General features: G+C 72.7%; 10 protein-coding genes. 7 read left to right on the top strand and 3 right to left on the bottom strand.

What is annotated here, in order from left to right; translation table 11 throughout:
- Positions 1 to 96: 96 nt before the first annotated feature.
- Together OG505_RS17495 and OG505_RS17490 are read left to right on the top strand one after the other, a co-directional pair.
- Positions 97 to 1,080, top strand: a complete 984-nt coding sequence (locus OG505_RS17495; RefSeq protein ID WP_405425765.1) for a DUF1702 family protein — start codon at positions 97 to 99, stop codon at positions 1,078 to 1,080.
- Between the two features lie 33 nt (positions 1,081 to 1,113).
- Positions 1,114 to 1,563: an SCP2 sterol-binding domain-containing protein gene (locus OG505_RS17490; protein WP_405425764.1), complete on the top strand. Its 450-nt coding sequence runs from the start codon at positions 1,114 to 1,116 to the stop codon at positions 1,561 to 1,563.
- A gap of 55 nt (positions 1,564 to 1,618) precedes the next feature.
- On the opposite strand, the gene OG505_RS17485 is transcribed toward OG505_RS17490, so the two are convergent.
- From OG505_RS17485 to OG505_RS17475, 3 genes are read right to left on the bottom strand one after another with little or no spacing between them, the layout of a single operon-like run.
- The gene (locus OG505_RS17485; protein WP_405425762.1) at positions 1,619 to 2,608 is read right to left on the bottom strand and encodes a carboxymuconolactone decarboxylase family protein; all 990 of its coding nucleotides are present in this window, start codon (positions 2,606 to 2,608) and stop codon (positions 1,619 to 1,621) included.
- A complete protein-coding gene (locus OG505_RS17480; RefSeq protein WP_405425761.1) occupies positions 2,605 to 4,242 on the bottom strand; it encodes a GMC family oxidoreductase N-terminal domain-containing protein in 1,638 nt (545 codons plus the stop codon). The genes OG505_RS17485 and OG505_RS17480 overlap by 4 nt, the downstream gene beginning before the upstream one ends.
- Entirely contained in the window at positions 4,239 to 4,808 is a 570-nt protein-coding gene (locus OG505_RS17475) for a DUF5987 family protein (RefSeq protein ID WP_405425759.1), read from the bottom strand. Before OG505_RS17475 ends, OG505_RS17480 begins: the two co-directional genes overlap by 4 nt.
- Positions 4,809 to 5,091: 283 nt before the next feature.
- Between OG505_RS17475 and OG505_RS17470 the strand changes: the two genes are divergently transcribed.
- The 5 genes from OG505_RS17470 to OG505_RS17450 are packed head-to-tail and all read left to right on the top strand — an operon-like array spanning position 5,092 to position 14,192.
- Positions 5,092 to 6,075: a DUF1702 family protein gene (locus OG505_RS17470; protein WP_405425757.1), complete on the top strand. Its 984-nt coding sequence runs from the start codon at positions 5,092 to 5,094 to the stop codon at positions 6,073 to 6,075.
- Positions 6,072 to 11,858 carry an SDR family NAD(P)-dependent oxidoreductase gene (locus OG505_RS17465; protein WP_405425756.1) on the top strand — a complete coding sequence of 1,929 codons (5,787 nt, stop codon included), beginning with the start codon at positions 6,072 to 6,074 and terminating at the stop codon, positions 11,856 to 11,858. The genes OG505_RS17470 and OG505_RS17465 overlap by 4 nt, the downstream gene beginning before the upstream one ends.
- A gap of 2 nt (positions 11,859 to 11,860) precedes the next feature.
- A complete protein-coding gene (locus OG505_RS17460; protein WP_039905788.1) occupies positions 11,861 to 12,301 on the top strand; it encodes a thioesterase family protein in 441 nt (146 codons plus the stop codon).
- On the top strand, positions 12,298 to 12,837 hold the full coding sequence (locus OG505_RS17455) for a flavin reductase family protein (RefSeq protein ID WP_234582918.1): 540 nt from the start codon (positions 12,298 to 12,300) through the stop codon (positions 12,835 to 12,837). The genes OG505_RS17460 and OG505_RS17455 overlap by 4 nt, the downstream gene beginning before the upstream one ends.
- A complete protein-coding gene (locus OG505_RS17450; RefSeq protein ID WP_405425754.1) occupies positions 12,834 to 14,192 on the top strand; it encodes a cytochrome P450 in 1,359 nt (452 codons plus the stop codon). The genes OG505_RS17455 and OG505_RS17450 overlap by 4 nt, the downstream gene beginning before the upstream one ends.
- Positions 14,193 to 14,215 lie beyond the last annotated feature (23 nt).

The following is a 14,215-nucleotide window of genomic DNA, read 5'->3' as shown; positions in this document are numbered from 1 at the left end:
ACCGGGCACGCTCGGAGACGCGCGGCTCATCGAACCCGGCGAGGATGAAATCGCCGCGGTGACCGCCGCCGTGGCCCCGAACGAAGGGTGGCCGGTATGTCCAGAGTGCTTGGGTCGATGCGCAGGATGGTTCTCGCGCCTTCGCTGGAGCAGGTCTCCTTCGCCGCGCTCGGATTCCCGGTCACCGCCTCCGCCACCGCAGTCCACCTGGAGGCGATCCCGCAGGCGGTGGTCTGCGGCTTCGAGTGGGGGATCGAGGGTCCGGGCGTCGCCGAGCTGGAACGCCGGCTCGCTCTCGTCGACCCGGAACGCCGTGGCTTCGCCTACGAGGGCGCGACGATGGCCTACACCGTGCTCGATGCGACGGCAGGCGGTTCCCGTACCCGGGAGTTGCTGGAGGGGCCGGGACGCCCGCACTACTTCCTCGCCTGCATCGGCATCGGCTTCGCGATGGCCCGGCTGCCGCGCGTGTTGTGGCGCAAGGTGCTGCCGGCCCTCACCGGGATCCCCTACCACCCGACGATGAGCTGGCTGGCCGTCGACGGCTACGGCTTCGACAAGGCGTACTTCGACCAGGCCACCTGGGTCACCGGGCAGCGACGGCCACGGCCGTACCCGTGGCAGGGGCACGCCGACTACTTTCCGCGGGCGTTCGACCAGGGCGTCGGCCGGGCGCTGTGGTTCCGGCACGCGGCCGATCCGGCGGCGGTGGCCGCGACCGTCGACGGCTTCGCGGCCTCGCGTCGCGCGGACCTGTGGAGCGGCGTGGGACTGGCCGCGACGTTCGCCGGCGGGTGCGACACCGCGGGTTTCGAGTCGTTGCGGTCGCTGGCCGGCGAGTACGGCCCGCACCTCGCCCAGGGCGCGGTCTTCGCGGCCAAGGCGCGGACGTGGGCGGGGTACTGCCCGGAGCACACCGACGCGGCGGCGCGGGCGCTGACCGGCCTGTCGTCGGAGGCCGCCGCCGAGCTGGCCGATGCCGCGGCGGTCGACGCCCCCGCCGACGGCCTGGCCTACGAAGAGTGGCGGCGGGTGATCCGTGAGCGGGTCGTCCAGCCCACCGGCGTCAGCGACAGCTAGGACCCGCGCAGACGACGACCAGAGGAGTTTTCGATGACCACCAACAACGCCGATCCGGCGGCGCTGGCGCCCCGGGATCTCGCCATCTTCGTCAAGAGCACCCCGATGCCGGACGTCCGCGCGCTGATGAGCGGGGGACGCCGGGACGCCCTGTTGCAGGAGGTCTTTCGGCGGATGCCGGACGTGTTCCGGGCCGATCGGGCGGCCGGTCTCGACGCCGTCATCCACTGGGTGATCGGTGACCGACCTGACGGCGGTGCCGACCGCTACCAGCTGGAGATCGCGAACGGGGTGTGCCGGGTGTCGCCCGTCGCCGATCGCGAGCCGAAGCTGACGCTGACGATCGGCGGCGCGGACTTCCTGCTGGTGGTTACCGGCAACGCGCATCCGGTCGTGCTGACGATGAAGGGCCGGCTGCGAACCCGGGGCGACCTCGCGCTGATCGCGAAGTTCCCCTCCCTGTTCGACGTGCCGAAGGTCTGACGGCGCCGTGGGGCCAGCTCGGCCGGCCCCGGCGGGGCCGGCCGACGTTCGCCGGTCAACCAGTCGCTTCGTACGCCGTGGCGAGCGTGTCGCCGTGCCGGCGTGCCGCGGTCAGGGCGGCCCAGGCCGCCAGGCCGAGCAACGCCGCGTCGTCGTGGCCGTCGGCACGGACCGCGGCCACCGCCGAGTCGGGCACCCGGTACGAGGCGAAGGCGACGAGCATCGCCAGTCGTCCGGTCGCCCGGTCCGCGACGGACAGACCCGCCAGCCGCGAGTCGAGCCAGTCCGCCACCCCCGTCAGGTCGCCCGGGGCGGCGTCGTCGACGAGGCACTCGCGCACCAGCTGCCGAACGGCAGGAGGCACCGACTTCTGCCCGGCGTCCTCGATCACCGCCGCCGCTCCCGTCATGGCGGCGGCGACGTGTGGCAGCCCCGCAGCCCACCGGAGGTCGTCCGGCAGGCGCCGCACCGTGCCGGCCGTGCCGGGCAGCAGCGGCAGGGACTGCCCGGCCACCGCCTCCCGACCGGCCAGCCGACCCATCAACCGTGCCGCGGCGCTCCGGGCGCCACCGAGCAGGGGAGCGGGAACCGCCGCCAGTGGTGAGTCCCGCAGGAAGACGTTCACCATGCGGTTGAGGTAGTGAAAGTCGACGGCCACGCCGATCAGCTCCGGCGACAGCACGGTCGGCAGGGGCGGCGGCGAGGTGCCCCGGCGCCCGAGCCCGCGTACGGCTGCCTGGTGGACGTCCACGCAGTACGGGCAGGCGTTGGCAGCCGACACCGCGGCCGCCACCGCCTCGCGCTCCCGACGGCTCGTGGTGCCCGAGACGAGCAGGGTCTCGCGCAGGATGCACCAGGCCGCGGCGAGCAGTCCCGGCGCGGCGGCGTGCAGGGCGATGGGCGGTGCGAGCAGGCCGAAGTCGCGTTCGACCTGCTCGTACACCTGGCGAACCCGCACCGGCGCGGCCTGCGGAGGTACTCCGGAGACGTGCCGCAGGTGCGCGAAGGTGGCCCGCCGGGTGAGCCCGGCGACCGTGAAACTCATGACCGCAGGCGGACGACCGCACGCCGTCCCGCGGTCTCGCCGTCCGGCGACGGCGCACCGTAGGTCACCTCGACGCCCCGTTCCCGCGCGGCCCGCACGATGCCCGGCATGGCGCGTTCGGCGAGGGCCGCGATCGTCGAGGCCGGGTTGACCGTCAACGCGCCGGGCACCGCCGATCCGTCGGTCACGAAGATGCCCGGGTGCCCGCGCAGCTCGTGACGGTCGTCCAGGGCCGAGGTCGCCGGGTCGTCGCCGATGCGGCACGAGGCGAGGGGATGCACGGTGTAGGCGCCCACCAGGTCGTTCGTCCACGGCATCACGCGGGACAGCCCGTCGCGCTCCAGGATGTCCTTGACGTCGGCGTCGGCCAGCGACCATCCGCGCCGGGTGTTCGCCGTGGGCCGGTACCGCAGCGGGCCGTGGCCCAGCATCTGCTGCGAGAAGCGGTGGGCGTTGCCGGTCTCCGGCGGCGGGCCGAAGACGCCCTCGTTGTCGTCCTCCGACATGGTGAAGATCGTCAGCCACGACTGCCAGCGGCGCAGCATCTCCTTCTTGTCCCGGCCGAACCAGCTGGGGCTCGCGTCGGGCACCTGCGCCAGGATCGTGCCCAGCGCGGGCGGGAAGTAGAGCTGTTCGAGGGAGTAGCGCTCAAACTCGGGCAGGGCGCCGTCGAGCCGGTCCCAGCTGGCGACCGTCGGGCCCCGCCCGATCTGGTACGCCTCGTAGGCCCGCCCGTCCGGCCGCGACAGCTTCAGCACCTCGCGGACCCGATCCTCGTCGAACACGGCCGTGTTGAGGCGCTCACCGTTGCCGGAGAAGTATCGCCCGACCGCGTGCGGCATCCGGCCCAGGTGGGGCTCCGACCGTTGCAGGATCACCGGTGTGGCGCCCGCGCCGGCGGCGATTACGACGATCTTCGCGTCGATCGTTCCCTCGCCGTGCAGGATCCGGTAGTCCTCCTCGTCGACCACGCGATAGTGGACCCGGTAGCTGCCGTCGGCGTTACGGACCAGGTGCTGCACCTCGTGCAGCGGCCGGATCTCGGCGCCGTGCGCCAGGGCGGCCGGCAGGTAGTTGAGCAGCAGCGAGCGTTTGGCGTCGAAGCGGCAGCCGGCCATCATCCAGTTGCAGTTCGTGCACATGTCCACGTCGATGGCCGACGGCGCCGGGTTGGCGGTACGTCCGGCGTGGTGGCAGGCGGCGGCGAACAGGCCACCGGCGTACGGAACCCGGTCCCAGGTCTGCTGGGTGACCGGCAGCGCCTCGGCCACCCGGTCGTACCAGGGCTCCAGGGTGTCGCGGCTGATGGCGGCGGGCCACATGCGTCGCCCGATGCTGCCGTGGCGCTCGAAGACGAAACGTGGCGCCCGCGGCATCGTGGCGAAGTAGACCACGCTGCCGCCGCCCACGCAGTTGCCGCCCAGCACGCTCATGCCGTCACCGATGACGAAGTCGAAGACCCGGGTGTACGACGCGCCCAGCTTGAAGTCGTGCTCGAAATCGTCGGCCTTGAGCCACGGGCCACGCTCGAAGACCTTCACCCGGGCCCCGCCGGCGGCGAGGTGGTACGCGGCGATGGCGCCGCCGAAGCCGCTGCCGATGACCAGGACGTCGGTGGACTCGGTGGCCGTCATGCGGGGCTCCCCGTGGCGGTGGTCAACGGGTGCGGGTTGGCGAGCTGCCGGCCGTACGAGAACGTGGGGAACCGCCAGAGCCCGTCCGGGTCGGGCTGCTCGTACCCCATCGCCAGCAGGCCCGGATGCCCGGCTGCCAACGCGTCCACGGTGTGCAGGTGTGGCGCGCTGTCGAAGGCCATGTTGCAGAAGAGCGCCAACCCCACCCACATCTGCTTGTCCGGGTGATCGGGGCTGGTCAGCTTCTCGATCAGCGCGGTCCGGGCCTCGAACGGCAGGCCCACGAAGGGCGGCAGGTCCGGGTTCAGGTCGAGGCCCGTGGCGGCGGCGTGCTCCCGGGCGTACTCGTCGAGTTCCACGCAGATCGTGTCGAGCGCCGGTGCCAGCCCTCCGGCGGGGTCTTCGAGCAGTTCGATCGCGCCGCCCGCGACGGCACCGCCGCCGACATCGACGCCGGCGATCGCCGCATCGTCAGGACCGCGTTTCTCGCCCGGGATGATGGTGTCGGCGAATGCCTCCAAAATCATCGTGCGCACCCGGTGTTCGGCCGCTTCGTCGGATTCCACGGCACGCTCCTTCGAGGAAGTCCGGATGTCAATTCCGGAGGTTTCGTTCGGATGCCAGTCATCGTGGTATCGGGCCGCCCCCCGCGTCCATCTCCTGTGTTGCGCTAACCGCCCCGTACTGGCAATTCCCGCTGTCCACTATCCATTCGGCCGTTGCACGATGCCGCTGAGCAGCAAAAACCTGCCGCCTCTCACGCTGGCGGCAACCGCCGCAATGCAGGAGAAGTTCCGCTCCGCATAGTCGCGTAACAATGAGGTCCCAGCGGGAGGGCCGGAGCATACGATGAGTTCATTGACCAGACTTCGACGCCGTATTTTGACCCCCGACGTGGGGCAGACCAAACTCAGCACGCGCGGATTTCATCTCAAGAACGAGCAGGCCCGCGAGCGCCTCGAAACAGTCGGTAGCTCGTTCGTGCACGGATTCGGGGCAGCCGCGGAGGCGAATGGCCCGGCAGCTGCGGCACCCTCGGTCGAGGCCACGCCGGCCGAGTACCGGGGCTTCGCCTACGAGGGTGCGGCGATGGGCTTCGCCATCCGCGACGCCCTACCCGGGCGCCCGCGGCACGTCGCGCGGTTCCTCGCCGACCACGACGAGCACGTCTACATGGCGTACGTCGGGGTGGGCTGGGCGATGGCCCGCCTTCCGCGTCTGCTGTGGCCCCGCCTGTACGCCCCGGACCCGCTGCTGCGCTGGCTCGTCCTCGACGGGTACGGGTTCCACGAGGCGTACTTCAGGACCGACCGGTACGTGCGCCAGCGGTGGCGGCCATCCACCTTCGCGTGGCCGGCCGACGGCCCCCGGGACTACTCGCTGCGCGTCATCGACCAGGGCATCGGCCGGGCCTGCTGGTTCGTCGCCGGAACGGATCCGGAGCAGCTCGTACGTCTCTTCGACGCGTTCCCCGCCGACCGCCGGCGCGACCTGTACGCCGGGGCGGGCCTCGCCGTCTGCTACGCGGGCGGTGCGAGTGAGCGGGAACTGACCTGGCTCGCCGAGTGCGCGGGGACGTACCGGCCGGACCTCGCGCAGGGCGCGTCGTTCGGTGCCGCGGCCCGGCTGCGCGCCGACCTCGTCACGCCGCACAACGAGTTGGCGACCCGTGTCCTCTGTGGCATGACCGTGAGCGACGCGACACGGGTGACCGACGAGGCGCGGGTCGGGCTGCCCCCGGACGACGTCCTGCCCGCCTACGAGGTGTGGCGCCAGCGCATCAGGAGTGCCTTCGACCCGTCGCCAGCGACCCGAAAGCTGAGTGAGCAATGACCAGTATCGCCGTGGTGGGGATGGCGTGCCGCTACCCCGACGCCCGTTCACCGCAGGAACTGTGGGAGAACGCGATCGCAGGTCGCCGGGCGTTCCGGCGGCTCCCCGACGTCCGGATGAACGCCGACGACTACTTCGACGCCGACCCGGCGGCCCCGGACCGCTTCTACGCCCGCAACGCCGCCGTCATCGAGGGCTACGAGTTCGACCGGGTCGGCTACAAGGTCGCCGGGAGCACGTACCGGTCGACCGATCTGGCCCACTGGCTGGCCCTGGAGACCGCCGCGACGGCACTGGCCGACGCCGGTTTCCCGGCCGGCGAGGGGCTGCCCCAGGAGCGCACGGGCGTCATCGTGGGCAACACGCTGACCGGTGAGTTCTCCCGCGCCAACCAGATGCGGCTGCGCTGGCCGTACGTGCGGCGGACCGTGGCCGCGGCGTTGCGGGCGGAGGGCTGGGACGACGAGAAGCTGTCGGCCTTCCTCGCCACCTACGAGGAGGCGTACAAGAGCCCGTTCCCGCCGGTGAACGAGGACACGCTCGCCGGCGCGCTGTCGAACACGATCGCCGGACGCATCTGCAACCACTTCGATCTCAAGGGTGGCGGCTACACCGTCGACGGCGCCTGCTCGTCGTCGCTGCTGTCCGTGGTGACCGCGTGCCGGGCACTGCTCGACGGAGAACTGGACGTCGCGATCGCCGGCGGTGTCGACCTGTCCATCGACCCGTTCGAGGTCATCGGCTTCGCGAAGACCGGCGCCCTGGCCAGTGGCGAGATGCGGGTCTACGACCGCGCCTCCAACGGGTTCTGGCCGGGTGAGGGCTGCGGGATGCTGGTCCTGATGCGCGCCGACCAGGCCGCCGAGGCAGGTCACCGGATCTACGCCTCGGTGGCCGGCTGGGGCGTCTCGTCCGACGGCCGCGGTGGCATCACCCGGCCCGAGGTCGACGGCTACCAGCTCGCCCTGCGCCGCGCGTACGACCGGGCCGGTTTCGGCATCGACACCGTCGGGCTGTTCGAGGGGCACGGCACCGGCACGAAGGTCGGGGACACCACCGAACTCACGGCGTTGTCCAGCGCCCGTGCGACGGCGAATCCCGACGCGCCGCCGGCCGTCATCGGCTCGGTCAAGGGGATGATCGGTCACACCAAGGCCGCCGCCGGGGTCGCCGGTTTCATCCGCGCCGCGATGGCCGTGCACCACGAGGTGCTTCCCCCGAGCGTCGGCTCCGTCGACCCCCACGAGCTTCTCACCGCCGACGGCGCCCGGCTGCGCACCCTGCGCAAGGCCGAAGCGTGGCCGAACGCGGTCCCGGTGCGCGCCGGCATCACCGCCATGGGCTTCGGCGGCATCAACACACACGTCGTGCTCGAACGCCACGGCCCGCGCCGGCCCGTGCCGGACCGTCGCGTCCGTACCTTGGCCGCCTCCGCCCAGGACGCGGAGCTGCTGCTGGTGGACGCGGCCTCGGCGCCGGAACTCGCCGTTCGGCTCGCCGAGCTGAGCACCTTCGTGTCCGAGATCTCGTACGCGGAGCTGGGTGACCTGGCGGCGACGCTCCACCGCGACCTGCAGGACCGGCCGTTCCGGGCCGCGGTCGTGGCCTCGTCACCCGAGGAGGCGCAACGGCTGCTGACCACGGCCCGTGAGACCGTCGAATCCGGCGAGACGACACTGATCCGCTCCGACGGCCGGATCCTGCTCGGGCACGTCAGCGGCCCGGCCCGGATCAGCTTCCTCTTCCCGGGGCAGGGTTCCGGACGCGGCGTCAGCGGTGGCGCGCTGCGGCGGCGGTTCGCCGAGGTCGAGGACGTCTACCAGCGCGCCGCGCTGCCCACCGGCAGCGACGTCGTCGCGACCGAGGTCGCCCAGCCGCGCATCGTCGCCGGGTCACTGGCCGGGCAGCACGCCCTGGCGCTGCTCGGCATCGAGGCGTCCACCGCGATCGGGCACAGCCTCGGCGAGATCGTGGCCCTGCAGTGGGCCGGCGTCATGGACTCCGACACGCTCCTGCGCGTCGCCGGCGTCCGGGGTCGGACCATGGCCGGGTACAGCCAGGCCGGCACGATGGCCGACATCGGGGCGCCCCCGGAGACGGTCGACGGGATCATCGCGGGGCTGCCGGTGGTCGTGGCCGCCTACAACGGGCCCGAGCACACCGTCGTCTCCGGATCGGTCGACGCGATCGAGGCGGTCTGCCACAAGGCTCGGGCCGCAGGCCTGAGCGCGACCCGGCTGCGGGTCTCGCACGCCTTCCACTCCCCGCTTGTCGCACCGGCCGCGGACACGTTCGCCGACGCCCTCGCGGGCGAGACCTTCCACCACGTCGGCGCCCGGGTCGTCTCCACCGTCACCGGTGAGGTGCTGCCCGCCGGTACCGACGTGCGCGGCCTCCTGCGCCGCCAGATCACCGACCCGGTCCTGTTCAACCAGGCCGTCGCGTTCGCCGCCAAGAACACCGACCTGTTCGTCGAGGTCGGGCCCGGGCGGGTGCTCACGGGACTGGCCACGACGGTCACGGACGTCCCGGCGGTCGCCGTGGACACCGACGACGACTCGCTCGCGAGTCTGCTGCGGGTCGCCGGCGCCGCGTACGTCGTCGGCGCGGCCCCGGCCCCGGCGGCGCTGTTCGACGGACGGTTCGTGCGGCCGTTGGAGGTCGGTGCGGCCTTCTCCTTCCTGACCAGCCCCTGCGAGCAGGCGCCGGAGCTCAGCGCGGCCATCGAACGCGGGCCCGCCGTGGTGACGTCCACCACCACCACCACCGATCCGGTCGGGGTGGGGGAGGAGTCCACCGAGGACCTCATGCGGCGGCTCACCGCCGAGCGCGCCGAGTTGCCGATCGAACTCGTCCGACCGGACAGCCGCCTGCTCGACGACCTGCACCTGAGTTCGATCACGATCGGCCAGGTGGCCAACCAGCTCGCACAGCGTCTGGAGCTGCCACCGGCGCAGATGCCGATCAACTTCGCGACCGCCACCGTCCGGGAACTCGCGGCGACGATGGAGACCCTCGCGCGTACGGCCCGGGACAGCGACGTCACCGCCACGCCGGTGGTGGCGGGTGTGGCCGGCTGGGCGCGGCCCTGGCGGCTCGACCTCGACGAGGTGCCGTTGCCGGCGGTTCCCGGCGACGCCACCGCCGCGAACGGTCCGTGGCACGTTCACGCGTCGGCGGAGCACCCGTTCGCCGCGGCCCTCGCCGCGGCGCTCGAACAGGCCGGGCTCGGCGGCGGCGTCCTGGTCTGCCTGCCGCCGGACTGCACCGAGGAGCAACTGGAGCCGGCCCTGCGGGGAGCGCAGCAGGCGCTCGCCACCGGCAGCACCCGCTTCGTCCTGGTCGGGCACGGTCGGGGCGCGGCGGCCATCGCCCGGACGTTGCATCTTGAGGCGCCGTCCGTGCTGGTCACCGTCGTGCACCTGCCGGCCGGCAGTGACTCGGCGGTGGAGCTGGTGGTGCGGGAGGTCGCCGCGACGACCAGCTTCACCGAGGTGCACCACGACGACGGGGTGCGGCGCGTCCCGACGCTCCGCGCGCTGCCGGTCCGCCCCGCGACGTCGGTGGCTCCGCTCGGCGCGGACGACGTGCTGCTGGTGACCGGCGGGGGTAAGGGCATCACGGCCGAGTGCGCCCTCGCCCTGGCCACCGACAGTGGCGCCAGCCTGGCGGTGCTGGGCCGTTCCGAACCCGCCGAGGACGCCGAACTGGCCGCGAACCTGGCCCGGATCGCCACCGCCGGCGTCACCGTGCGGTACGCCCGCGCCGACGTCACCGATGCCGCCGCCGTCCGGCAGGCGGTGCGGGACCTCTCCGCCGAACTCGGGCCGATCACCGGTGTTCTGCACGGCGCCGGCCGCAACGAACCCGCCGGACTGGCGAGCCTGGACCCGGCCGCGTTCCGTCGCACTCTGGCGCCGAAGGTCGGCGGCCTGCGGGCGGTGCTCGACGCGGTCGAGAAGCCCCGGCTCCGGCTGCTGGTGACGCTCGGCAGCATCATCGGCCGGGCGGGGCTGCGGGGCGAAGCGCACTACGCCACCGCCAACGACTGGCTGGCCGAGGAGACCACGGCCTTCTCCCGGGCGTACCCCGAGTGCCGCACCCGGTGCCTCGAGTGGTCGGTCTGGTCCGGCGTCGGCATGGGGGAACGGCTGTCGGTCGTCGAGTCGCTCAGCCGCGAGGGCATCACGCCCATCACCCCCGACCAGGGCATCGCGATCCTGCGGCGTCTGGTCGCGGACACCACCGCGCCGGTCGTGGTGGTGATCAGCGGCCGCACCGAGGGCATCCACACGGTCCGGTACCACCAGCCGGCGCTGCCGTTGCTCCGCTTCGTCGACCGCGCGCTGGTCCGCTACCACCAGGTCGAACTCGTGGTCGAGACGGAACTCAACGTCGGCACCGACCGCTACCTCGAAGATCATGACCTGGACGGCAACCTGCTGTTCCCCGCGGTCTTCGGGATGGAGGCCATGGCGCAGGTGGCCGCGGCCCTCTCCGGCGCCGACGTCCTCCCGGTCATCGAGCGGGCGGAGTTCCTGCGGCCCATCATCGTCGCGCCCCACGGGCACACGAGGATCCGGGTGGCCGCCCTGGTCACCGACGACGACGTCGTCGAGGTCGCGATCCGCAGCGAGGAGACCGGTTTCACCGCCGATCACTTCACCGCCCGGCTGCGCCTCGGCGCCGACACAGTGCCCGACGGCCCTCCGGACCAGGTGCCGGATGGTCTCGCGCCGGCCTCGATCGCCCCGCTCGACGACCTGTACGGCGGCACCCTGTTCCAGGGAGGCCGGTTCCAGCGGATCCGGCAGTACCACCGGGCCGCCGCCCGTCACGTGGACGCGATCGTGGAGGCCGACGACTCGACGGCGTGGTTCGCCCCGTACGTCTCCGCGACGCTGCTGCTGGGCGACCCCGGCGTCCGCGACGCGCTCATGCACGGCAACCAGGTGTGCGTGCCGGACGCCACGCTGCTGCCCGTCGGCGTGGAACGCATCCACCCCGGCGGGGAGAAGCTGTCGTCCGCCCGCGAGCTGCGGTACTGCGCCACCGAACGCGAGCGCGACGGCGACACGTACGTCTACGACATCGCCCTGCGCACCGAGTCCGGAATGACCGTCGAGCGTTGGGAGGGGCTGCGGCTGCGCGCGGTCCGCAAGCAGGACGGCGCGGGCCCGTGGGTGGCGCCGCTGCTCGGCCCCTACCTGGAGCGTGGGCTGGGAGACCTCGGGCTCACCGGCGTCGCCGTCGCCATCGAGCCCGACGCCCCGTCACCCGAGCCGGGCGAGCACACCGTCACGCGCCGACGCAACAGCGCCCGCGCCGTCGGGCAGGCGCTCGGGCGGCCGGTCGAGATCACCTACCGGCCGGACGGACGGCCCGAGGTCGCCGGGGAGCACACCGTCTCGATCGCGCACGGCGCCGGGGTGACGCTGGCCGTCGCCGGGGCGGGCGTCCTGGGCTGCGACCTGGAGAGCGTGGCGCGGCGCAGCCCCGAGGAGTGGAAGGGCCTGCTCGGCCCGCACGCCGAACTCGCCGAGCAGTTGGCCGGCGACTCGGGCGAGGACGCCGACACCGCCTCCACCCGGGTCTGGACCGCGGTCGAGGCGCTGCAGAAGGCCGGCCTGCCGATGCGCGGCCCGCTCGTCCTGGGCGGTACGGCCCGTCCCGGCTGGGTGCTCTTCGCCGCCGGCGGCGCTCGGGCCGCCTCGTTTGTCACGAGCCTGCGCGGCGGCGACGGACGGGTCGTCATCACTGTTCTGGCCGGTGCGGAGGGATGAGCATGGAGAGCTACTACGAGCTGCGGCACACCGTCGGGTTCGAGGAGACGAACATCGTCGGCAACGTCTACTACGTCAACTACCTGCGGTGGCAGGGCCGCTGCCGGGAGATGTTCCTCAAGGACCGGGCGCCGACCGTCCTCGCCGACCTGCAGGACGACCTCAAACTGTTCACGCTCAAGGTCGAGTGCGAGTTCTTCGCCGAGATCACCGCGTTCGACGAGATCGCCGTCCGGATGCGGCTGCTCGAACTGGCCCAGACGCAGCTCGAGTTCGGCTTCGACTATGTGCGGACCGGACCAGCCGGCGAGACACTCGTCGCCCGCGGCGCGCAGCGCGTCGCCTGCATGCGCGGCCCGAACAACCGGACCGTTCCCACCCGGGTTCCGGAGGCGCTCGAACGCGCTCTGGAACCGTACGCCGCCGCCGGGGTCCGGCGATGACGACCTTCGGGACCGAAGAGTTGACGGACCCGGTGCTGATGCGCCGCGTCTGCGGGACCTTCGCCACCGGTGTCACGGTGGTCAGCGTTGGCGGGGACGAGCCGCACGCCATGACCGCGAACTCGTTCAGCGCGGTGTCCCTCGACCCGCCGCTGATCCTGGTGTGTGTCGGGCGGGACGCTCTCATGCACCAGGCGCTCAGCCGGGCCGGCGCGTTCGGCGTCTCCGTGCTGGCCGCCGATCAGGAGGCGGTGGCGCGCTACTACGCCGACCGCCGCCGCCCACTCGGACCGGAACAGTTCGAGTTCACCGAGTGGCGGCCGGGCGCGCGGACGGCGGCGCCGTTGCTCGGCGGTGCCGCTGCCCACATCGAGTGCGAGCTCTGGCGGTCGTACGACGGGGGAGATCACACGATCTTCCTGGGTCGTCCGTGCGGGATGCGCCGGTACGACGACGGCGACGGCGAGGCACTCGTGTTCCTCGGTGGCCGGTTCCGCCGGCTCGAGCGGGCGCCGTCGGCCGTGGTGGCGTCATGACCGCCGTCACCGGCCCGGCGCCGGCCCTTCCCGGCCCGTCGCGCGCCTCGGCCGTCAGCATGCTCATCACGATGGGCCGCGACCGCCTCGGCATGATGACGTCGGCGGCCGCCCGCTACGGCGACGTCGCGCTGCTGCCGGTCGGTCCGAAGGAGCTCTACTTCTTCAATCACCCCGACCACGCCAAGCACGTGCTCGCCGACAACGCGGCCAATTACCACAAGGGCATCGGTCTGGTGCACGCCCGCCGGGCGCTCGGCGACGGGTTGCTGACCAGCGAGGGTGAGCTGTGGCGCAAGCAGCGCAGGGTGGCGCAGCCGGCGTTCCAGAGCCGGCGCATCGCCCAGCAGGCCGGCATCGTCGCCGAGGAGGCGGCGGCCCTCGTCGGCCGGCTGCGGACGCTCGGCCGCCACGGTCCGGTGGACGTGCTCCAGGAGATGACGGGTCTGACTCTCGGCGTGCTCGGGCGCACTCTGCTCGACACCGACCTCGGCCGGTTCCCGTCGATCGGGCGCGACTTCGCCGTGGTGCAGGACCAGGCCATGTTCGAGCTCGCGTCGTTGAGCGCCGTACCGCCCTGGGTGCCGCTGCCGCGTCAGGTGCGGTTCCGGCGTGCCCGCCGCCGTCTGCAGACGATCGTCGACCAGCTCGTCGCCGAGCGCGGGAGCCACACCGGTGACCGCGACGACGTGCTGTCGCGGCTCATCGTGTCGGCCCGGGCCGAGCCCGACCCCCGGGTCGGACGACAGCGGCTGCGCGACGAGCTCGTGACCCTGCTGCTCGCCGGGCACGAGACCACCGCCAGCACGCTGAGCTGGGCGCTCTACCTGCTCGACAGGCATCCCGAGGTGCGCCACCGGCTGCGGGAAGAGGCGATCGCGGTGCTGGGCGACCGGCTGCCGACCTTCGACGACCTGGGCCGGCTGCGGTACACCGCGATGGTCATCGACGAGGTGGTACGGCTGTACCCGCCGGTGTGGATCCTGCCCCGCAAGGCGCTCGGCGCCGACGTGGTGGGCGGGTACGCGGTGCCGGCGGGCGCCGACGTGCTGATCTGCCCCTACACGCTGCACCGGCATCCGGACTTCTGGGACCAGCCCGAACGCTTCGATCCGGAGCGCTTCGACCCGGCCCGCACCACCGACCGCCCGCGGTACGCCTTCATCCCGTTCGGCGCGGGACCGCGGTTCTGCATCGGGAACCACCTGGGCCTGATGGAGGCCGCATTCGTCCTCGCCGTACTGGCCCGGGACCTGACGCTCACGACGGTCGCCACGCACAACGTCGTACCCGAGCCGATGTTGTCGCTGCGCATACGCGGCGGCCTGCCGATGACCGTGCGTGCGGCGGACTGAGGACACCGCCGGGTGACCGCGGA

The sequence above is a fragment of the Micromonospora sp. NBC_00617 genome, assembly GCF_045161355.1.
Classification (GTDB): domain Bacteria; phylum Actinomycetota; class Actinomycetes; order Mycobacteriales; family Micromonosporaceae; genus Micromonospora.
This window is presented reverse-complemented; position numbering and strand designations above follow the sequence as displayed.

Coding starts and splice junctions, on each gene's coding strand:
- OG505_RS17495 (WP_405425765.1), top strand. CDS start 97: ATGTCCAGAGTGCTTGGGTCGATGCGCAGGATGGTTCTCGCGCCTTCG.
- OG505_RS17490 (WP_405425764.1), top strand. CDS start 1,114: ATGACCACCAACAACGCCGATCCGGCGGCGCTGGCGCCCCGGGATCTC.
- OG505_RS17485 (WP_405425762.1), bottom strand. CDS start 2,608: ATGAGTTTCACGGTCGCCGGGCTCACCCGGCGGGCCACCTTCGCGCAC.
- OG505_RS17480 (WP_405425761.1), bottom strand. CDS start 4,242: ATGACGGCCACCGAGTCCACCGACGTCCTGGTCATCGGCAGCGGCTTC.
- OG505_RS17470 (WP_405425757.1), top strand. CDS start 5,092: ATGAGTTCATTGACCAGACTTCGACGCCGTATTTTGACCCCCGACGTG.
- OG505_RS17465 (WP_405425756.1), top strand. CDS start 6,072: ATGACCAGTATCGCCGTGGTGGGGATGGCGTGCCGCTACCCCGACGCC.
- OG505_RS17460 (WP_039905788.1), top strand. CDS start 11,861: ATGGAGAGCTACTACGAGCTGCGGCACACCGTCGGGTTCGAGGAGACG.
- OG505_RS17455 (WP_234582918.1), top strand. CDS start 12,298: ATGACGACCTTCGGGACCGAAGAGTTGACGGACCCGGTGCTGATGCGC.
- OG505_RS17450 (WP_405425754.1), top strand. CDS start 12,834: ATGACCGCCGTCACCGGCCCGGCGCCGGCCCTTCCCGGCCCGTCGCGC.